The organism is Alkalispirillum mobile (assembly GCF_003664325.1).
Lineage (GTDB): Bacteria > Pseudomonadota > Gammaproteobacteria > Nitrococcales > Halorhodospiraceae > Alkalilimnicola > Alkalilimnicola mobilis.
Window position 1 is genome coordinate 882903 of the sequence record NZ_RCDA01000001.1, and the last position, 20449, is coordinate 903351.

The following is a 20449-nucleotide window of genomic DNA, read 5'->3' on the forward strand; positions in this document are numbered from 1 at the left end:
GCTTGCTGCCCCGGTCGGGCCACGGTTCCTTCGGAGGCGCCCACGCATGCAGCAATGGAACGGGTACCGGCCCGGTACCGGTTACTACGATGAACTGGTGGATGGTAGCGGAACCCCCCGCCCCGGCTGCCAGCACCTGCTGGAATACCTCAAATCCCTCTCGGTACAGGAACTGGCGGACCGCCATCAGGCGGCTGATGCCACCATTCGGGCGATGGGCATCACCTTCACGGTCTACTCCGACGGCGAGAACATCGACCGGGCGTGGCCCTTCGACTTCGTGCCCCGCATCATCGAGCGTCGGGAGTGGGAAACCATCCAAGCCGGGCTGTTCCAGCGGCTGCGCGCACTCAACGCATTCATCGACGACGTCTACAACGACCAGCGTGCGCTGCGCGACGGCGTGGTGCCCGAGTCCGTGGTGCTTAAATCACGCGATTTCCGCCCCCAATGCCAGGGGGTATCGCCACCCCACGGGGTCTGGGCCCACGTCTGCGGCACCGACCTGGTGCGCGACAAGGACGGCACCCTGTACGTGCTGGAGGACAACCTGCGGGTGCCCTCTGGCGTCTCTTACATGCTGGAGAACCGGCATGTAATGAAGCGCATCTTCCCGGAACTGTTCGAGCACAGCCGCATCATGCCGGTGGATGCCTACCCGGGGCAATTGTTGGACACCCTCTGCTCGCTGGCCCCCGACGTCCCCAACCCGGAGATTGTGGTGCTTACTCCGGGTATCTATAACTCCGCCTACTTTGAGCATAGCTACCTGGCCCAGCAAATGGGTGCGGAGCTGGTGGAAGGGCGCGACCTGGTTGTGGGGGAGGATGAATACGTCTACATGCGCACCATCCACGGGCTGGAGCGGGTGGATGTGATCTACCGCCGCATCGATGACGACTTCCTCGACCCGGAGGCCTTCCGCCCCGACTCCACGCTGGGGGTGCCCGGCCTGATGCGCGCCTGGCGCAAGGGGCACGTGGCCATCGCCAATGCCCCGGGCGCTGGCGTGGCGGATGACAAGGTGGTGTATGCCCACGTGCCGGCGCTGATCCGCTACTTCCTCGACGAGGAACCGATCCTTCCGAACGTCCCCACCTACCAATGCGTGGACCCGGACGACCGGGCCTACGTGCTGGATCACCTGGCAGAACTGGTGGTCAAACCGGCCAACGAGTCGGGTGGCTACGGCATGCTCATCGGCCCCGCCGCCACTGCCGATGAGCGGTCGCAGTTCGCCGATCTGATCCGCGCCAATCCGCGCAATTACATCGCCCAGCCCACGCTCATGATCTCCACCTGCCCGACCCTCTGTGACGGCGAGCTGGAACCCCGCCACGTGGATTTACGGCCCTTCGTACTGCAGGGCAAGAGTTTCAATGTGACCACCGGCGGGCTTAGCCGGGTCGCCCTGCGCAAGGGCTCGCTGGTGGTGAACTCCTCCCAGGGGGGAGGCAGCAAGGATACCTGGGTCGTGGATACCGCCGCGGATGCCGGCCCGGGTGCCGTGGATGACGGAACCGTGGGAGGGGCGGACTGATGCTGTCCAGACTGGCTGAGAACATCTACTGGCTGGCCCGCTACCTGGAGCGGACGGAGGACACGGCGCGCCTGCTGCTGGCCTCGGCGCAAATCCAGATGGACCTGCCCAGCGGGATGCCCATGAGCTGGCACTCGCTGCTGGAGATCCTCGGGGCGAGCGAGCCCTACCGAGCGCGGCACGGCTCCGAAAACGAGCGCGCCGTGATGCGGTTTCTGATCAGCGACCCGGCCTACTCCGGTTCCATCGCCGCGAGTGTGCGTAGCGCCCGCGAGAACGCCCGCGTCACCCGGGATCAATTGCCCCGGGAGGCGTGGGAGGCGATCAACGGACTGCACTACCTGCTGCAGGAGCAGGCGCCCAATGCAATCGCCAGTCGCTGGCGCCGCAACGACCTGCTGGCCGCCATCGCGGCCCAGTGCCAGCGGATTCAGGGCGTGCTCCACGGCTCGGTCAGCCGCGGCCCGCGGTACCAGTTCATCGCATTGGGGCGCTACCTGGAACGGGCGGACATGACCACACGGATTCTGGACGTCCGCTACGCCAGCCTCTTTCCCATGGATGGTGACGGCAACGACAGCTATTACTCGTCGGTCTGCTGGATCAGCGTGCTGCGCTCACTCAGCGCGTATGAGATGTACCGGCAGGACCTGCACGGCCTCGTGCGCGGCCGCGACGTGGTGCACTACCTGTTACAGGGCGAGCGCTCCCCGCGGGCGGTGGGGTTCGCCCTGGCGAGGATCCGCCAATGCCTGGAGGGGCTGCCGAACCACCAGCAACCCGCAGCCAGGCTGGAGGCCTTGCAAGCGGTGCTGGCAACGGCGAGTCTCGTCGATCTCTCACCCGATGCCATGCACGAGTTCATCGACGGCCTGCAGCAGGGCTTTGCCGCGCTGCACGGCGATGTGGTTCAGACCTATTTCCGGTTCACCCCATGAGACGCTTCCAGTGTCATTGCGGCAACCGGCTCTTCTTCGATAATACCTACTGCCTGAAGTGTCACCACCAGTTGGGCTTCCTGCCGGATCGGCTCACGCTCAGCGCGATCCGCCCGGACCCGGACGGCGCGTGGACGGCGCTGGGACCGGAGGTAGACGGTCGCCGCTACCGGCAGTGCGCCCATTATGAGCATGCCGGGGTGTGCAACTGGATGGTGCCCCTGGACGACCAGGACCACCACTGCCTCGCCTGCCGTCTGAATCACGTGATACCGGACCTGTCGGTGCTACAGAACTGGCGGCGTTGGGCCAAACTGGAGGCGGCCAAGCGGCGCCTCGTCTACCAGCTGCTCCACCTGGGACTGCCCTTTCAGGGCAAGCGGGCAGGCGGGCACCGGGGGTTGGCCTTCGCCTTTCTGGCCGATCAGCCACAGGCCTCGCCCATCTCCACCGGCCACACCAACGGGCTGATCACCATCAACATAGAGGAGGCCGACCCGGTCCGCCGGGAGGCCGTGCGGGAGAAGCTCGGCGAACCCTACCGGACGCTCCTCGGCCACTTCCGCCACGAAAGCGGGCACTATTACTGGGAGCGCTTTTTCGCGGATACCGGCCGACAGCCGGCCTTTCGAGCGCTGTTCGGGGACGAACGGCAGGATTATGCCCAGGCGTTGCGCGACCATTACCGCAACCCCAACCCCGACTGGCAGGAGCAGCACATCAGCCGCTACGCCAGCAGCCACCCCTGGGAAGACTGGGCAGAAACCTGGGCCCACTACCTGCACATGCGCGATGCCCTGGAGACGGCCGGCGATCTCGGCCTGGTGCTGGAGTCCTGCGCCAGCACCGTGCGTTTCTCCGACCGGGACGACTTCCAGTACCTGCTGGACGCCTGGCTGGAGCTCACCATGGCCATGAACAGCATGAGTCGCAGCATGGGGTCGCCAGACATGTACCCCTTCACCATCACGCCGACCGTGGCGCGCAAGCTAGAGGCCGTGCACCGGGAAGTACACGGCATGGTCACGGTAGGCTCGACCGCGCAGGACCGTTGATGCCCGCCACCATGGCACCGGCTGGCCGGGGTGCGGGTCAGGACTCCCAGTCGAACCGGGGCAGGTCATCGAACAGCCGCCGCAGGCCCTCACTCCAATGCTTGCGCACGGAAGCAAAATAGGGCGAGTTGTGCTTGTAGCGCAGGGTGCGCGGGGCCTCCAGGGTACCGGCACGGTAGATGGCCAGGTCCACCGGCGGGCCTACGGACAGATTGGAGCGCATGGTGGAGTCAATGGACACCAGGGCGCAGCGGGCCGCATCCTCAAGGCTCAGCCCCGGCTCGATAATGCGGTCGAGGATCGGTTTGCCGTACTTGGTCTCGCCGATCTGCAGGAAGGGCTGCTCCTCGGAGCAGGTGATGAAGTTGCCCTGCGGATAGATCAGAAACGCGCTGGGGGCCTCATCGCCCACCTGCCCCCCGAGAATGAAGGTGGCCTCCAGCGAGACCGGGTTGGCGCTATCGGCGCTGTGGTAGCGCTGCTGCACCTGCAGGCTGACCTGTCCCACGTGCTCGGCGGCATCGCTCAAGTGCGCCACCTCGCGCAGCGGCCCGCCTTCCTCCGCCTCCCGTTGCAGATGGGTAACCACCGCCTGGGTGGTGGCCAGGTTACCCGCGCTGAGCAGGACCATCACCCGATCGCCCTCCCAGACGAAGCTGTGCATCTTGCGAAAGCTGTTCACGTGGTCCAGACCGGCGTTGGTACGGGTATCGGCGGCAAAGACCAGGCCCGCCCGGAGGGACGCGGCAAGGCAGTAGGTCATGGGGTTTCTCCCGGGCGATATGCACTAAGGGGTTCGGGCCGCCCCGACCTGGGCGGGCGCGATCATGACCGCCACTGTAACGTAATTGGAGGGAAGGTTGACGGGGTCACGAGCCGTTTTTGTCGCCCCGACACAAAAAGGCGACCCACCAGCATCATCCCGGGGTCGCCTTTTCCGCCACCAGGCCATCGGTGGGTGGACATCCCGCGCTAGGCAGCCCCGACCTCGGTCCTCTGCTGCGCCTGCACGCAGGTGATGGCCGCCACGCGCACGATGTCCTGCACGCTGCAGCCACGGGAGAGATCGTTCACCGGCTTGGCCAGGCCCTGCAGGACGGGGCCGATGGCACCCGCACGGCCGATGCGTTCGGCAATCTTGTAACCGATGTTTCCGGCCTCTAGGTCCGGGAAGATCAGCACGTTCGCGGTGCCGGCAACGGCAGACCCCGGCGCCTTTTTGTTACCGACATCGGGCACGAAGGCGGCATCGAACTGCATCTCCCCCTCCACGGCCAGATCCGGGGCGCGCTCCTTGATGATCTCCAGGGCGCGCGCCTGCTTATCCAGCACCGGGTGGCTGGCACTGCCTCGGGTGGAAAAGGAGAGCATCGCCACCCGCGGCTCCTCGTGGAGCAGCCGACGCGCCGTGGCCGCCGTGGTGATGGCGATCTCCGCCAGTTGCTCGGCATTGGGGTCCACCACGAGCCCGCAGTCGGCGAACAGCGCGCCCCCCTTGCGCTGGTGGAACTCCTCGCAGAGCAGCATCAGAAAGAAACTGGAGACCAGTTCTGCGTCCTTGGCGACCCCAATCACCTGCAGCGCCGCGCGCACCACGTCGGCGGTGGCGTGCACCGCCCCGCCCACGCAGCCGTCCGCCTCGCCGCCGGCCACCATCAACAGGCTGGCGTAAAGCGGTTGCCGCGCCAGCCGCTCAGCCTCCTCGGCGGTCATCCCCTTGTGCTTGCGCAGTTCCAGAAGCCGGCTACCAAGCCGGCTGGCCAGGGCGTCGTCAGACGGGTCCACCACGTTGACCTTGGCCGGATCCACCCCTAACTCCGCCAGGCGGGTGCGAACAGGCTCCGCCGCACCCACGACGGATACCCGGGCAATGCCCTCGTCGACGATACGCCCGGCAGCCTCAAGGACCCGCTCATCCTCCCCTTCCATCAACACCACGTGGCGGGGACTCAACCTTGCCTGATCCACAATCTGGTCAAAAACCTTCATCGCCGCTTCTCCTCCACGGGTCTATTTTTCAGGATCCGACGTCCGTGACTTTGTGGTCTGGGACTCCGGTCCAGGTACCCTGCTGCATTCTTGGAATATCCGCGCGGTGCAAGCGCGGCAGGTCGACTCGTCGAGCCGGGGGAATAGGGTGGCGACCGCCTCCTGCGGTGAGTGGAAGATGTTCTCCTCACCAACCTCGCTGATGTAAACATCCTGGCGGACCAACTCCAGGGCAGTGCTCTTGAAACTGGACAGGTAAAGCCCTCCGCCCAGATCCCTGAGTCGCCGCGCCTCGTGGGCCAGCATCTCCGCACCCGCCACGTCGATAAAGTTCACCCCTGGCCCCACCAGCAGGATGTGTCGGTAGCCCTGCTGCGTCAGGCCGTGCAGGACAGACTGCACATGGGCCACAGCGCCGAAGAAAAGGGAGCCATCCACCCGCAGGATCTTCAGCTGCGGGCATTGCTCTACCTGCCACTTCTCGACGTTGCGATAGGGCCGCTCCGGACGGCTGGGCACCGGCGCCAGCGGTACCATGCGCGGGCTTGCGGTGCGCTTGAGATAGAGCATCAGGGAGACGAGGACACCGAGGTAGATGGCGAACTCCAGCGCCAGAAGCAGCGTGGAGGCGAAGGTCACCACCAGCACCAGTGTCTCCTGGCGACTCACGCCGATAATCGCTCGCCAGTGCTTGAGATCAATCAGCTTCCACGCGATCAGCAGCACGATCGCTGCCATGGCCGGCATGGGCAACCACGCGGTAATCCCGGGTGCGAAGACCAGAACCAGGACGACCAGCATGGCGCTGCAGATGACCGACAGGGGCGTCCAGGCACCGGCATGGTAGTTGGCCGCGGTGCGGGTGAACGAGCCGGAACCCGCGTAGCAGGAGAAGAAACTGCCCGCCACGTTGGAGAGCCCCTGACCGAGAAACTCCTGATTGCCGTCCAGTCGCTGACCGGATTTCGTGGCCACGGCGCGGCTGATCGCCACCGCCTCGATCAGCCCGATTATGGCAATGGCCAGTGCACCTGGCGCGAGCTGGCTCATGACCTCCAGCGAGAATATCGGCGTACTGGGGGGCGGCAACTGTCCAGGCATGGCACCCACCATGTTGATGCCCCGCTCCGCCCCGCCAATGAGCGTGGCGAACACACTGCCCACAAGCATGGCCACAAGCATGCTGGGCCACTGCGGACGTAACCGGGCCACAAGCACCGAAGTGGTCAGCGTCAGCGCCCCTACGGCCACCGCCCAGGGGTTAAGCTGCGGCAGAAGCTGCGCGAACTGCACCACGGTGTTGATGAACGATTGCCCGGAGGGCATGTCCAGCCCGAAGAAGTGGCGGAGTTGACTGGTGGCGATCAACACCGCGGCGCCCGTGGTAAAACCCACCACCACGGTGTGGGAGATAAAGTTGACCAGGGCGCCGAGCCGCGCAGCCCCCAGCACCAGCTGAAATACACCGGCCATGAAGGTCACGGTGAGCACGAAGGGCACGAACTCGGCGCTATCGGGTGAGACCACGCCGGAGACCACGCTGAACACCACGATGGACAAGGCCGCGGTCGGACCGGAGACCAGATGCATCGAGGAGCCGAACAGACCCGCGACGATGGCGATGACGATGGCGCCGTAAAGGCCGTATTCCGGGGGCAAACCGGCAATCAGGGCGTAGGCCACGCCCTGGGGCAGAACAATCACCGCCCCGGTCAGCCCCGCGATGAGATCGGCACGCAGGCTGCGGCCGCTCATCCGGGGCATCCACTCCAGGAAGGGGAGGAGCCGTTCAGCCCGCATGAGTCATCCTCCCCCCACCTGCTGCGAGAGCTGTCTCATCGGCTCAGCACCGCTGCTGCCCGTAATACAGGTTAACCGTGTGGCGTGCCTCCGCGAAGAAGAGCCAGCGCTCAACCAGCAGGCCCGCCAGCAGCAGCAGGGTCGCGAGTGCGGCCAGCCACGCCCCGCCGCCCTGCACCAGGGCGACCAGCAATAGCAGCGGAATAACGAAAGCGACCAGATACACCACCCGTCGCAGGGCCTTCAGCCTCTGCGCAGGCGCCTTATAGCTGAACTCACGGTTCAGGAAGCTGTCGTGGCTCTGACCGGCCTCCAGCAGCCGCACCTGCCCCCGGGTCATGCCGGTAGCGGTGTTGATGCTGGGGCCCTGCGGCGCCCCCATCCAGAAGAAGTAAACCGTCTTGGCCAGGGCGGCAACCGCCAGCAGGGCGAGCGCAAGAACGGCGGGCGTCCCCAGTTCACCGCCGCTGATCCCGGCGACCGATGTCAACAACAGGGCGCCGGACGCGACGGACAACAGCAGGTAGTTGGTGGGCACCAGCGGGCTATTCCACTGCGGTATGGTGCGCAGGCTGGCGTAGATCATCCCGGTGGCGAACACGGTCAGCAGGGCCAGCAGCACGGTGAGCACGCCCAGGGCAGCACTCGCCCAACCCCCGCCCCCCGTCGACCAGAGCACGAGGCCGTAGGCCAGCACCACCGGGTAGAAGAGCACGGAAAACACCGCCTCCCGGGACAGCCAGGAGGTCCGGAACCGGAAGAAGGCCCGCCAGGCGTTCTTCGGATTGGCCAGGTGCAGCGTCGACGATAGCAGCCCCGCCGTGGCCAGCACCACGCCCAGGGCCACCGCGCTCAGCGTGCCTCCCGCACCCAGGCCGGGCACACCGCCGAGCAGTTCGAGGGTGATGGTAACGATCACCAGGCCGAATCCGGCACCGGAGGCCACGGTGAAGAAAATGACGGACAAGGCAGGGTGCATAACGGTTTCTCCTCGACAGCCGGTTCAGCGCGCCACGCGTTGGCCAAGCCAGCGCTTCAGCCGCTCGGCGAGACCTGCAGGGGCTTCGCCCTCGGCCTGCTCCATGTGCGGTTGATTACGGGGCGGCAGGTACTGGTTCACCGGGTTGTAGCCCAGTTCGGGCATCAACGATTGCCCTCCTCGCTCCCGGACCAGCTGGCTCACGTGGGAGTCGGGATCGTCGAAGTCGCCAAAGTGGCGGGCATTGCTCGGGCAGGTGAGCACGCAGGCCGGCTGGCGCTCCTCCGGAGGTAGCTGTTCATCGTAGATCCGGTCGACGCACAGGGTGCACTTCTTCATCGTGCCCTGGGCCTCATCCAGCTCCCGCGCCCCGTAGGGGCAGGCCCAGGCGCACAGGTTGCAGCCCATGCACTTGTCCTGGTCCACCAGCACGATGCCGTCCTCCTCGCGCTTGTAAGAGGCCCCGGTCGGACAGACCGTCACGCACTCCGCGGTCTCGCAGTGCATGCAGGACATGGGCATGTTGAAGGTCTTGTTATTCGGGAAGGTGTCGACCTCGTAGGAGCGCACATGGTTAAAGGCCACACCCTCCGGGGCCTCCCCGTAGGGGTCGTAGTCCGTCAGGGGGCCCAGGGTGCCCGAGGTGTTCCACTGCTTGCAGGCAACCACGCAGGCCTGGCAGCCCACGCAGTTGTCCATATCAATTACCAGACCAAGCTTCATGCCTACCTCCGCTTGAGGATATCCATGAACGCACGGTGCAGGCGCACCGGCGCATGGGTGGCGTAACGCAGCCGCCCCGGCGCACTGGACGCCCCCGGCAACGGCTTGATGGTGGGGAACTGCGGCGCACTCTCCTCGGCCTCGTCCGCCCTGGCGGGGGTGATTCGGACCCGCAGGTCGTACCACGCCGCCTGGCCGGTGACCGGGTCGGAGTTGGTCAGCCGCCGCGGGTCATCCGCACCCGGCAACAGTTCCGAGATCAGATGGTTCATTAGGAAGCCCTTGCGGGCTTCAGGCGCATCGGGGGACAACCCCCAGGCACCGCTCTGCTTGCCCAGCGCGTTCCAGGTCCACACGGTGTTGGGCTCACAGCCCTCCATGTGCTTGACCTGCACCTTGACGCGGCCGTTGTGCGACTCCACCCAGGCCCAGCTCTCATCCTCGATACCCATTTCCAGGGCCCGACCGCGGTTCATGAACAGGTAGTTCTGGGTCGCGATCTGGCGCAGCCAGGCGTTCTGGGAGTCCCAGGAGTGGTACATGAACATGGGCCGCTGATTCACCGCGTGGAAGGGGTACGCCTCGGTGTCGATGCGCGCCTCCTCCAGCGGCTGGTAGGCGCACGGCAGCGGATCGAAGTACTCTACCAGGCGTGCGCGGTCCACCTCCTCCGGGGGCAGCGGGCCGTCGTAGAGCCCTTCGCCGGCAAGCCGGAAGCGCTGCAGCACCTCGGAGTAGAGCTCCATCACGATCGGCTCACTGGAGGGGTTGAAACCTACCTCCTTCGCCCACTCCAGGTAGTCCCGGTTGGCGAACCGGTAAAAGCGCATGTGCTCCGGCAGGTGGTGCTGGAAGAACCCCTGGTTGTCCCGATAACGCTCCCATTGGTCGGGGTTGGGCTCACCACGCATGGGTTTCTCGCCCTGCTCACCGCGCCACCCGGCCAGGAAACCGACGCCGGGCGCCTTCTCCCAGCGGGTGATGAAGTCCGTGTAACCCTCGTACTTGGGCTGGCCCTGCTCGTCCACGAAGGCCGGGAAGCCCAGCCGCCCAGCCAGGTCGACCATCACCTCCTGCCACGGCCGCACATTGCGGTCCACATCCAGCACCGGCAACCGCACGGAATCGCAGGCGGCGTCCGGCTCGGAAATGGGCCGGTCCAGCATGGAGATGACGTCGTGGCGCTCCAGGTAGGTGGTATCGGGCAGCACCAGGTCGGCGAAGTTGACCGTCTCGGAGTGGAAGGCGTCCACTACCACCAGGTAGGGGATCTTGTACTCGCCCTGCTCGTCCTTGGCGCGCAGCATGTCCTGCACGCTGCCGGTGTTCATGGTGGAGTTCCAGGCCATGTTGGCCATGAACAGGATCAGCGTGTCGATGGGGTACGGATCGCCGTTGACCGCGTTGGTGATCACCATGTGCATCAGGCCGTGGTTGGCAATGGGCGCCTCCCAGGAGTAGGCCTTGTCGATGCGCAGGGGCCGACCGGCGTCGTCCACCACCAGGTCCTCCGGACGGGTGGGGAAGCCCAGCGGCGGCGCGGACAGCGGCGTGTTCGGGGCGGTGTCCCGCGCCGGCTTGATCGGCGGCGGGGTGTGCCGCGGGAAGGGCGGCTTGGCCCGGTGCCCCCCGGGGACGTCGATGGTGCCGAGCAGCACCTGCAGCATGTGCAGCGCCCGGCAGGTCTGGAAGCCGTTGGAGTGGGCGGAGATGCCGCGCATGGCGTGCATCGCGACCGGCCGCCCCACGAAACGGTCATGCTTGCGGCCCGCCCAGTCCGTCCACTCGCACTCGATCTCGATCGTTTCCTTGAAGGCCACGTGCGCCATCTCCAGCGCGAGCCGTTCAATCTGTTCGGCCGGCACCCCGCAGACCTTCGCCGCCCGTTCCGGGCTGTAGGCGTCGTCCAGGTACTTCTCGGCCATCAGGGTGGCCACGGTGCGGGCCTTGCGACCGTCCGGCAACTCGTATTCGCCGAACAGCGCGGCCTCCACCCCGGGGGTCATGCCGTCGGCAAAGCACTCACCGGCCCCATCCCAGACCAGGGGGCGGTCGTTGTCGTCACGGGCGATCAGCCCGTCATCGCTGTGACCGGGGTGGTCGATCACCAGGAAAGGCGCATTGGTGTAGCGCCCCAGGTAGGCCCAGTCCACCAGGTCGCGGGAGAGCAGCACGTGGCACATGGCCAACGCCAGCATGGCGTCGGTGCCGGGCCGGATGGGCACCCACTCGTCGGCCACGGCCTGGTAGCCGGTGCGGACGGGGTTGATGGCCACGAACTTGCCGCCGCGCCGCTTGAACTTCTCGATACCGATCTTGATCGGGTTGGAGGCGTGGTCTTCCGCCACGCCCCAGAGCATGAAGTACTTGGCGCGATCCCAGTCCGGATCGCCGAACTCCCAGAAGGACTGGCCAATGGAGTAGAGCCCGGCGGCCGCCATGTTCACCGAGCAGAAGCCGCCGTGGGCCGCCCAGTTAATGGTGCCGAACTGCTGCGCCCACAGCCCGGTGAGGGCCTGCATCTGGTCCCGCCCGGTGAAAAAAGCCAGCTTCTTGGGGTCGGTCTCGCGGATCTTGCGCAACCGTTCGGTGAGGTAGTCGAGCGCTTCGTCCCAACTGACCTCCACGAACTCGCCCTCCCCGCGCTCGGTTCCCGGCTTGCGCATCAGTGGGTTGCGCAGCTTCGCCGGGGAGATCTGCTTCATGATACCGGCGTTGCCCTTGGCGCAGAGCACCCCCTTATTAATCGGGTGGTAGCGGTTGCCGCGGATGAACCGGACCTGATTGTCTTCGACCGTGACCTCGATGCCGCAGCGGCACGCGCACATATAACAGGTGGTGTAGCGCTTCTCCTGCTTGGCGTGATCCTCGAACTTCGGCAGCGGCCCATCCACCGGCAGAGCGGCGGCCTGCGACACCTCGCCCCCGGCGGGGGAAAACATTTTGACCAGGTTCCTCAACACGACAGGTCTCCTCCGGGGGGCTGCGCCCCTTATCGTTCTGCGGCGTGTCACGCTGCGGCCCCGCCACAGCCGTGCCGACTTATTGCCTGTTGCTATTCAGGCTATGCCAGAGACCTGTATTACTCCATGCCATGTTAGTTACGGATTAATAACCTTGGGTTATCAGTTGGGAGGACGAGGGGCAGCAGGCAGCCGGGGATCAGTCCGACTCGGCAATCAGCGCCTCGAAGGCCAGAGCCGCGTGGCTGATGACCCGATGGGGCAGCCGCACCCGGTAGAGCTGCCTGCGGATCGGATCAGGCGTGAGCTGAACCGTCTGCACCCGCCCGAACTCCAGTTGGTCGCGAGCACAGACCCGGGGCACCAGACCAAGGCCACCGCCGGCAGCGACCGTCTGCACCACCGCTTCGTTGCTCCCCACCTCAATGGTGGCTGGCTGCGCATGCCCAAGGCGCGCCAGCAGGGCATCGGTGGCCTCCCGACTGCCCGACCCCTGCTCGCGGACCACCCAGACCTGCTGACCCAGGGGGCGCTTGGCCATGGATTCGCTCCCGTGGGAGCGGCCCGGGGCCACCACCACCATCTCCTCATTCAACCAGCGACGGGCCTCCACCCGGGGATCCGCCACGTGCCCTTCCACCAGGGCGACATCCAGCTCGCAGTCGATCAGCCGCTCGATGATCTGCTGCGTGTTGGCGCTTTGCAGGACCACGTCCAGGTGGGGATGCCGACGCCGGAACTCCACCAGGTAAGGCGGTAGCCAATAGGTGGCAATGGTGGTGCTGGCGCCGATGGTCAGGCGCCCGCGCTCCAGGTCGTAGAAGGCACTGATGGCCTCCTGCGCTTCCCGCTCCAGCGCGAAGATGCTGCGGCCGTAGTCATACAAGACCCGCCCCGCTTCATTGGGCTCGAATGCCCTGCCCTGGCGCTCCAGCAGCACCGTCTCCAGCTGGGACTCCAACTCCCTGACCGACTTCGAGACCGCGGGCTGGCTGACGCCCAGGGCCTGCGCGGCGCGGGAAAAGCTGCGGGCATCGACCACGGCGACAAAGACACGGAGTAGCTGAAGATTCATAGGCCAGGGCTCACTGTGCGGGTCCGTCGAGTATGCCACAGGGGCGGGGCCCGCCCGGATAGCTACAATCTTAAAAAACGGTACAGTGCATTCTGTTTATTGGCTATGTATACTGCAAGCAGGTCGCGGAGGTGACCCTCCGCCCTCTCATCCAACCCGGGTGCCGGCTGACGATGCCATGCCGGTCAGGTCGGGGAGCGAGCGCAGGAGGTTGATGTGACACACATCGCAGTCGATAGCCCGGACCAGACCGTGTCGGTCCGCGACACCTTCGGACTGGACGTCGACCTTGAGGTGCCGGCGTTCAGCCACCGGGATGGACTGGTCCCCGAGATCGACCCAGCCTACCGGTTCAACCGCGAGGTCACCCTGGCCCTGCTGGCCGGCTTTTCCGGTAACCGCCGGGTCATGCTGCAGGGCCTGCACGGCACGGGCAAATCCACCCATATCGAGCAGGTGGCAGCACGTCTGAACTGGCCCTGTCTGCGGGTTAACCTGGATGGCCATATCAGCCGCATGGACCTGGTGGGGCGGGACGCCATCGTGCTGCAGGAGGGCAAGCAGATCACCGAGTTCCAGGAGGGCATCGTGCCATGGGCCCTGCGCCGGCCGGTGGCCCTGATCTTCGATGAGTACGACGCCGGACGCCCGGATGTCATGTTCGTGATCCAGCGGCTGCTGGAGCGGGACGGCCGGTTCACCCTGCTCGACCAGAACCGCGTCATTCAGGCCCACGCCTGGTTCCGGCTGTTCGCGACCGCCAACACCGTGGGCCTGGGCAACGTCAACGGCATGTACCACGGCACCCAGGTGTTGAACCACGCCCAGCTCGACCGGTGGAACATCATCGCCACCCTGAACTACCTGCCCCAGCAGGACGAGGTGGACATCGTGGTGGCGCAGGTCCCGCAACTGGATGACGAGCGGGGCCGGGACCAGGTCGGGGCCATGGTGGAGCTGGCGAACCTCACGCGCCAGGGCTTCGCCGCGGGGGACCTGTCGAGCCTGATGTCGCCACGCACCGTGATCACCTGGGCGGAGAACAGCCGGCTCTTCGGCGACGTTGGCTTGGCCTTCCGGCTCTCCTTCCTCAACCGCTGCGATGAGATCGAACGCACCATCGTGGCAGAGTATTACGAGCGCTGCTTCGGCGAGGAACTGGCCGAGGCCTCCGACTGGAGCGAGGCCACGTAGTGGAAAGCGTGCAACAAAGGGCCCGGCGCCAGCAGCGGGTGGAGGAGCTCTGCGCGGCCACGGCGCGGGCACTGACCGGCAAACCGGACCTCCATTTCCGAGCCGGCCGGCTGCGGCTTCGGGACCGGCTCGTCCCGGTGCACGCACCCCATCTGCGCCTGGACCCCGACTGGCATGACCTGCAGGCCCACCGGGGCATGATCGACAGCGTGGCGCTCAGGCTTTGCCATTCCGACCCGGAGTTGCACAGGGCCCTGGCCCCGACCGACCCGATCAGTCGGCTGATCTTTGAGTTGCTCGAACAACTCAGGGTCGAGACCCACGCCCCTGACACCATGCCCGGCATGAAGCGCAACCTCCGCCAGCGCTTCGAGCAGTGGCTTCGGGACTTCCACGGCGTAGGCATGACCGAGACTGATGTCGGGGTATTGCTCTTCACCGTGGCGCAGATATTCCGCGCCCGGCTCACCGGCGAGCCGGCCTTGGAGGAGACCGAGGGCGTCATCGAGGCCACCCGGGCCGCCGTCGCCCCCCTGCTCGGCCCCCACCTCGCGGGCCTGCGGCGTACGCGCGGGAATCAGGCGGCCTTCGCGGATCACGCCCTGGCGCTGGGCGAGTTGGTCTCCGGCCTGATCGGCCAGGCCGGTGGCGAGGGCGATGATGAGACCGACGAGGACAAGGACGCCCTGGCCGCCTTTGCCCTGCTGCTCGATTTCGACCTGGAAGGCGACGAACCGGCGGACGGCTCGGCCGCCTCGGGCGGGCGCTCACCGGACGAGGCCGGGGATCACTACCATGTCTACAGCCGGCGGTACGACCGCGAGCTGGAGATCAGCAAGCTGGTGCGCAGGGACCTGCTGGCCCAGTACCGCCAGCAACTCGATGCCCTGGTCGCCGCCCAGGGGGTGAACACCCGACGGCTGGTACGCCAGCTCAGCGCCCTGTTCGCGGTACCGCAACGGGATGGCTGGTCCTTCGGCGAAGAGCAGGGCTATATCGACGGCCGCCGGCTGGGTCAGCTGGTCAGTTCCCCGGATGAGCACCGCATCTTTCGCCTGGAACGGGAAAAGCCCGTGGGTAACGCGGTGGTCAGCATCCTGATCGACTGCTCCGGGTCGATGAAAGAACACATGGAGTCGGTGGCGGCGCTGGTGGACATCATGACCCGGGCGCTGGAGCAGGCGCAGGCCAGGACCGAGGTGTTAGGCTTTACCACGGGTGGCTGGAACGGGGGCCGAGTCTGGCAGGAGTGGTTGGCCCGCGGACGTCCGAAGGCACCGGGCCGGCTGACCGAGGTGAACCACCTGGTTTTCAAGTCCGCCGAGCAGAACTGGCGCCGGAGCCGCCGGGCAATCGCGGGCCTGTTCAAGCAGGACCTGTTCCGTGAGGGCGTGGATGGCGAGGCCGTTGAATGGGCCTGCCAGCGGTTGCTCGCCCGCGAAGCGGAGCAACGCCTCCTGCTGGTGATCTCGGACGGCTGCCCCATGGAGCGGGCCACGGCCCTGGCCAACCATGAGCACTACCTGGACAACCACCTGCGCGACGTGGTGTCCCGTTACGATGCACGGCCGGACCTCAATATCCTAGGCCTAGGCGTGGGTCTGGATCTGAGCGCGTATTACCGCCAGAGCCTCGCCACCGACCTCACCCGGGGGCTGGATAACCAGTTGCTCTTCGACATGGTGCAACTGATGGCCGGACGGCATCGACGCTGACCGCCCGCGGCCCGGGCGCAGTGGCACTGGGGCAGCGTGACCCCGGCGAACGGGCAGGAAAAGACAAGGCCGGAAGATACGAGGTAAGGGAGATGGCGACGAATACGGAACGTGCCCCGGCACGCAGGCTAGTGGCCCCGGTAAAACTGGAGGGGGAGACCCCGGCGCTGCGCCTATTCTCATTGCTTGAGGTCATCTCGTCCAAGGACGAGGTCTTCTCACTGCAGGATCTGGTCGAGGAAACCGACGTTCCCAAGCCCACCCTGCACCGGATGCTGCAACAACTGGAAGCGGCCGGCATCCTGCAGCGGGATACCGACAGCCGGCATTACAGCACCGGTGTGCGGCTGCGGCGCCTGGCCGAGAAGATCCTGCTCAACGACACCCTGCACGCGGCCCGTCACCAGGTCCTGCGCCAACTGGTGGACCGCGTGGGCGAGAGCTGCAACCTTACCGCGCTCTCGGGCAGCGAAGTGCTCTACCTGGACCGCGTGGAGACGAATGCCCCCCTGCGTTTTTACCTCCACCCGGGGTCGCGGGTGCCCGTGCACTGCTCGGCAAGCGGCAAGCTCCTGCTGGCCCAGATGACGCCCTCCCAGCGCCGACGGCTGTTGGCGCGGACCCCGCTGGAGCGCCACACCGTCAACACGCTCACCGACCCCGCGGCGCTGGAGGCGGAGATCGCCGAGGTGCGGGAACAGGGCTTCGCGCTGGACCGGGAAGAGTTCCTGCCCGGCCTGATATGCGTTGCCGTGCTCGTCCCCACCTCTGACAAGCCCAACCTCTGCGTCGCGCTGCAGGCCCCGGTGATGCGCCTGGACGCAGAAAAGGCCCAGTCACTGCTGCCCGATCTCAGGGAAGCGGCCAACGCCCTCGCCGAACTCGAGACCTGATCCCGCCCGCCGGTCCCACGGCCACTGCTATCAGCCCGGGGCACCAGACGGCCGCCCCGGGACCGCCCCTCCTTGCCTGTCCAACACACCTCTTCGCAAGCAATATTCCACCAAGTGAACCCTGACGTTCCGTTTTCTAAAAATTTCCCTTGACGCGCAGCTAAAGCAGACCTAGAGTCATCACTGTGTACCGATATTCGGAACCATAGGTACCAGATAATACAGATCGGACCGCCAAAGGAGACAGGAGCGATGAGCAAACAGAACAGCGCGGTGGCCGAGCCGCAGCAACAGACCGATAACCGACAGGTAGCCCGCGGCGTGCAGAAGATGACCCCGTCCGAGGCCTTCGTGGAGACCATGGTTTCCAACGGGGTCACCGACATCTTCGGCATCATGGGCTCCGCCTTCATGGATGCCATGGACATCTTCACCCCGGCCGGCATCCGCTTCATCCCGGTGGTCCACGAACAGGGTTCCGGGCACATGGCGGACGGCTACGCCCGTGCCAGCGGCCGTCACGGGGTGCTTATCGGCCAGAACGGCCCCGGCATCAGTAACTCGGTCACATCCATCGCGGCCGCCTACTGGGCCCACAGCCCGGTGGTCATCGTCACCCCGGAAACGGGCACCATGGGCCAGGGCCTGGGCGGCTTCCAGGAGGCCAACCAGTTGCCGATGTTCCAGGAGTTCACGGTCTACCAGGGCCACGTGAACAACCCGAAGCGCATGGCCGAATTCACCGGCCGCTGCTTCGACCGCGCCATGAACAACCTGGGCCCGACCCAGCTGAACATTCCCCGCGACTTCTTCTACGGTGAGCTGGAAACCGAGGTCCCGACGCCGACCCACATCGAGCGGGGCGCCGGCGGCGAGCAGAGCCTGAACGACGCGGCCGACCTGCTGGCCAAGGCCAAATTCCCGGTGATCATCTCCGGTGGTGGTGTGGTCCAGGGCGATGCCGTCGAGGAATGCAAGGCGCTGGCCGATCGCCTGGGTGCACCGGTGGTGAACAGCTACCTGCACAACGATTCTTTCCCTGCCAGCCACCCGCTCTGGTGCGGTCCGCTGGGCTATCAGGGCTCCAAGGCGGCCATGAAGCTCATTTCCCAGGCGGACGTGGTGCTTGCCCTGGGCTCCCGGCTCGGCCCGTTCGGCACCCTGCCCCAGCACGGCATGGATTACTGGCCCAAGGACGCGAAGATCATCCAGGTGGATGCCCGGTCGGAAATGCTCGGCCTGGTCAAGAAGATCTCCGTGCCGGTCTGGGGCGATGCCAAGGCCTCCGCAGTTGCCATCACCGAGCGCCTTCAGGACCGCAAGCTCGTCTGCGACGAGAACCGCGACCAGCGGCTGGAGAAGGTCCAGGCCGAAAAGGATGCCTGGGAGAAGGAACTGGACGAGTGGACCCACGAGCGGGACCCCTTCAGCCTCGACATGATCGATGAGCAGAAGGGCGAGGGCGACAACTGGCTGCACCCGCGCCAGGTGCTGCGCGAGCTGGAAAAGGCCATGCCCGAGGATGTAATGGTGTCCACCGACATCGGCAACATCAACTCGGTGGCCAACAGCTACCTGCGCTTCGAGCGGCCGCGCAGCTTCTTCGCCGCCATGAGCTTCGGCAACTGCGGCTACGCCTTCCCCACCATGATCGGCGCCAAGGTGGCGGCACCGGAGCGTCCGGCCATCTCCTACGCCGGTGACGGCGCCTGGCGCATGAGCCTGATGGAGACCATGACCTGCGTGCAGCACAATATCCCGGTAACCGCCGTGGTGTTCCACAACCGCCAGTGGGGTGCTGAGAAGAAGAACCAGGTGGACTTCTACAACCGCCGGTTCGTGGCCGCGGAGCTGGAAAACGAGAGCTTCGCGGAGATCGCCCGGGCCATGGGGGCCGAGGGCATCACCGTGGACAAGCTCGAGGATGTCGGCCCGGCACTGAAGAAGGCGGTGGACATGCAGATGAACGAGGGCAAGACCTGCATCCTCGAGATCATGTGCACCCGGGAGCTGGGCGACCCCTTCCGCCGGGATGCCCTGTCCAAGCCCGTCCGCTTCCTGGAGAAGTACAAGGACTACGTCTAAAACGGCGTCGCCTGAAAGAGCACCGGCTGCAAGCGCGAACAAGGCAGCGCTTGCTTTCCACCCTGACCCGGCATCCCGTGCCGGGTCAGGGTGGCCCTTTTATTGCCCGCACTCGGTGCGTCCCCTCCCCTGGCGCGCCCGTTTCCCGGGCCTTGGCCCGCCCCCCCCCTGAGCCTAGACCGGAGCCGGCGCACCCTCCGAGCCGTGGCCATGCAACCCCATGCCGCCAATCAACACGCCAAGGGTTGACAGACCCTAGAATAGTGGGCACCTCGCAGTTGCTGCAGCGCAATAAAAGCGGTATACTGCATCGCAACATCAGCAGGAGGTGCTCACCATGAAGACGTCCTTTAAACTGCAGCTCGACAACCAGCAGCATGCCAGCATTGCGACCGAAGAGCTGAAGCACCAGCCTGGCCTGGAGCCTGTCACCGTGCGCCAAGCGGGCGATTCGGTGGAGTTCGAGTTCAACAACCCGCTGGTGGTGGCCGTCTCCGGCGCCGTGACGCTGCTGTCCAAGGGCATTAGCGCGATTGAAGAGCGCCTGGCCGGCTTCTTCAACCAGGACGCCACGCTGTCCAAGTAACCCGAACAGCTCGCCCGCCAGAAACGCCGAGGGCCCCTCCGGAGGGGCCCTCGGCGTTTCTGTATCCCGTGTCCCTGTGTACCGGCTGCGGCGCCTAGCGGATCTCGGTCTTGTAGCTGAAGCGGTCTGCCCGCCCCTTGGTCGTGCGGAACTCCACCACCTGGTCATCCCTGGAGTAGGTGGTCCGCTTGAGCACCACCACCGGCGCGCCCTTTTTCACATGGATCAACTCCGCGGTCTGCTCGTCGGCGGCCCCGGCGGTCAACGTCTCCTCGGCGCGAATAATCGGCACCCCGAAGCGGTCCAGCACCAGCGCGTAAAGGTAATCGGGGATGTGAATACTCTCGTCCTCAAGCCCGGAGACGACCTCGGGTGACCACCAGGAGTACTCCACCAGGATCGGGGTCTCGCCGATCAGGCCCAAGCGCTCGATGTAGATCAGTTCTGCGCCCGGCTCGAAGCCGAGGCGCTTGCACGCGTCCAGGGGGCCGGGCATGCGCCCGCGTGCGGTAGTGATCTTGTGGATCCGCACCGCGCGCCCCTCGGCATCACCGTAGGTGAAGAAACGGAACAGGCTCTTCTCGAAGTCCACCTTCGAGACATAGGTCCCTTTTCCCTGGTGGCGAAAGAGCAGCCCCTCCCAGACCAGATTATCGATGGCCTTCTTGACGGTGCCGGGGCTGACCTCCAGCGCCTTGGCCAATTGTGACTCCGACGGGATCAGGTCCCCGGGTATCAGCTTGCCGGAGTTGATGAGATCGCGCAGGTGGCTCTCGACCAACCGGTACAGAGGACGGCCCTTCGCGGCTTCCAGACTCGTTGCTTTAAAAAGCATCAATCGATCACTCTCTGCTTCCATATCCGTCATCTCCTCTCCCGGTCAGCTCCCGCCGCCCTATCATACCGACCTCAGA

At 65.8% G+C, this 20449-nt stretch carries 16 protein-coding genes; 8 read left to right on the top strand and 8 right to left on the bottom strand.

Annotated features, from left to right (window positions below; genetic code table 11):
* The first annotated feature begins 46 nt into the window (after positions 1-46).
* The 3 genes from DFR31_RS04100 to DFR31_RS04110 are packed head-to-tail and all read left to right on the top strand — an operon-like array spanning position 47 to position 3533.
* Positions 47-1540 (top strand): circularly permuted type 2 ATP-grasp protein, encoded by a 1494-nt coding sequence (locus DFR31_RS04100; RefSeq protein ID WP_121441365.1) that lies wholly within the window; start codon positions 47-49, stop codon positions 1538-1540.
* On the top strand, positions 1540-2478 hold the full coding sequence (locus DFR31_RS04105) for an alpha-E domain-containing protein (protein ID WP_121441366.1): 939 nt from the start codon (positions 1540-1542) through the stop codon (positions 2476-2478). Before DFR31_RS04100 ends, DFR31_RS04105 begins: the two co-directional genes overlap by 1 nt.
* Positions 2475-3533, top strand: a complete 1059-nt coding sequence (locus DFR31_RS04110) for a zinc-binding metallopeptidase family protein (protein WP_121441367.1) — start codon at positions 2475-2477, stop codon at positions 3531-3533. Before DFR31_RS04105 ends, DFR31_RS04110 begins: the two co-directional genes overlap by 4 nt.
* Before the next feature lie 37 nt (positions 3534-3570).
* On the opposite strand, the gene DFR31_RS04115 is transcribed toward DFR31_RS04110, so the two are convergent.
* The 7 genes from DFR31_RS04115 to DFR31_RS04145 form a co-directional block, all read right to left on the bottom strand.
* Positions 3571-4296 carry a proteasome-type protease gene (locus DFR31_RS04115; protein ID WP_121441368.1) on the bottom strand — a complete coding sequence of 242 codons (726 nt, stop codon included), beginning with the start codon at positions 4294-4296 and terminating at the stop codon, positions 3571-3573.
* A 209-nt stretch (positions 4297-4505) separates the two neighbouring features.
* Complete coding sequence (pta, locus tag DFR31_RS04120; protein WP_121441369.1) at positions 4506-5522, bottom strand: phosphate acetyltransferase; 1017 nt, start codon at positions 5520-5522, stop codon at positions 4506-4508.
* Between the two features lie 21 nt (positions 5523-5543).
* Positions 5544-7322 carry a SulP family inorganic anion transporter gene (locus DFR31_RS04125; RefSeq protein WP_121441370.1) on the bottom strand — a complete coding sequence of 593 codons (1779 nt, stop codon included), beginning with the start codon at positions 7320-7322 and terminating at the stop codon, positions 5544-5546.
* 43 nt (positions 7323-7365) lie between these two features.
* A complete protein-coding gene (locus tag DFR31_RS04130) occupies positions 7366-8301 on the bottom strand; it encodes a dimethyl sulfoxide reductase anchor subunit family protein (protein ID WP_121441371.1) in 936 nt (311 codons plus the stop codon).
* 24 nt (positions 8302-8325) lie between these two features.
* Positions 8326-9024, bottom strand: a complete 699-nt coding sequence (locus DFR31_RS04135; RefSeq protein WP_121441372.1) for a 4Fe-4S dicluster domain-containing protein — start codon at positions 9022-9024, stop codon at positions 8326-8328.
* Between the two features lie 2 nt (positions 9025-9026).
* The gene (locus DFR31_RS04140) at positions 9027-11966 is read right to left on the bottom strand and encodes a molybdopterin oxidoreductase family protein (protein WP_121441373.1); all 2940 of its coding nucleotides are present in this window, start codon (positions 11964-11966) and stop codon (positions 9027-9029) included.
* Positions 11967-12186: 220 nt separating this feature from the next.
* The gene (locus tag DFR31_RS04145) at positions 12187-13062 is read right to left on the bottom strand and encodes a LysR family transcriptional regulator (protein WP_121441374.1); all 876 of its coding nucleotides are present in this window, start codon (positions 13060-13062) and stop codon (positions 12187-12189) included.
* A 216-nt stretch (positions 13063-13278) separates the two neighbouring features.
* On the opposite strand from DFR31_RS04145, the gene DFR31_RS04150 reads away from it, so the two are divergent.
* From DFR31_RS04150 to DFR31_RS04170, 5 genes are all read left to right on the top strand, one after another.
* Positions 13279-14256 (top strand): AAA family ATPase, encoded by a 978-nt coding sequence (locus DFR31_RS04150; RefSeq protein WP_121441375.1) that lies wholly within the window; start codon positions 13279-13281, stop codon positions 14254-14256.
* The gene (locus DFR31_RS04155) at positions 14256-15971 is read left to right on the top strand and encodes a cobaltochelatase CobT-related protein (protein ID WP_121441376.1); all 1716 of its coding nucleotides are present in this window, start codon (positions 14256-14258) and stop codon (positions 15969-15971) included. Before DFR31_RS04150 ends, DFR31_RS04155 begins: the two co-directional genes overlap by 1 nt.
* A gap of 92 nt (positions 15972-16063) precedes the next feature.
* Positions 16064-16864 (top strand): IclR family transcriptional regulator, encoded by an 801-nt coding sequence (locus DFR31_RS04160; RefSeq protein ID WP_121441377.1) that lies wholly within the window; start codon positions 16064-16066, stop codon positions 16862-16864.
* A 252-nt stretch (positions 16865-17116) separates the two neighbouring features.
* Positions 17117-18949, top strand: a complete 1833-nt coding sequence (gene xsc / locus DFR31_RS04165; RefSeq protein ID WP_245971077.1) for a sulfoacetaldehyde acetyltransferase — start codon at positions 17117-17119, stop codon at positions 18947-18949.
* A gap of 337 nt (positions 18950-19286) precedes the next feature.
* Positions 19287-19535 carry a hypothetical protein gene (locus DFR31_RS04170; RefSeq protein WP_121441378.1) on the top strand — a complete coding sequence of 83 codons (249 nt, stop codon included), beginning with the start codon at positions 19287-19289 and terminating at the stop codon, positions 19533-19535.
* 94 nt (positions 19536-19629) lie between these two features.
* Here DFR31_RS04170 and DFR31_RS04175 read toward each other — a convergent pair whose 3' ends face one another.
* On the bottom strand, positions 19630-20394 hold the full coding sequence (locus tag DFR31_RS04175; protein WP_211328230.1) for a GntR family transcriptional regulator: 765 nt from the start codon (positions 20392-20394) through the stop codon (positions 19630-19632).
* Positions 20395-20449 lie beyond the last annotated feature (55 nt).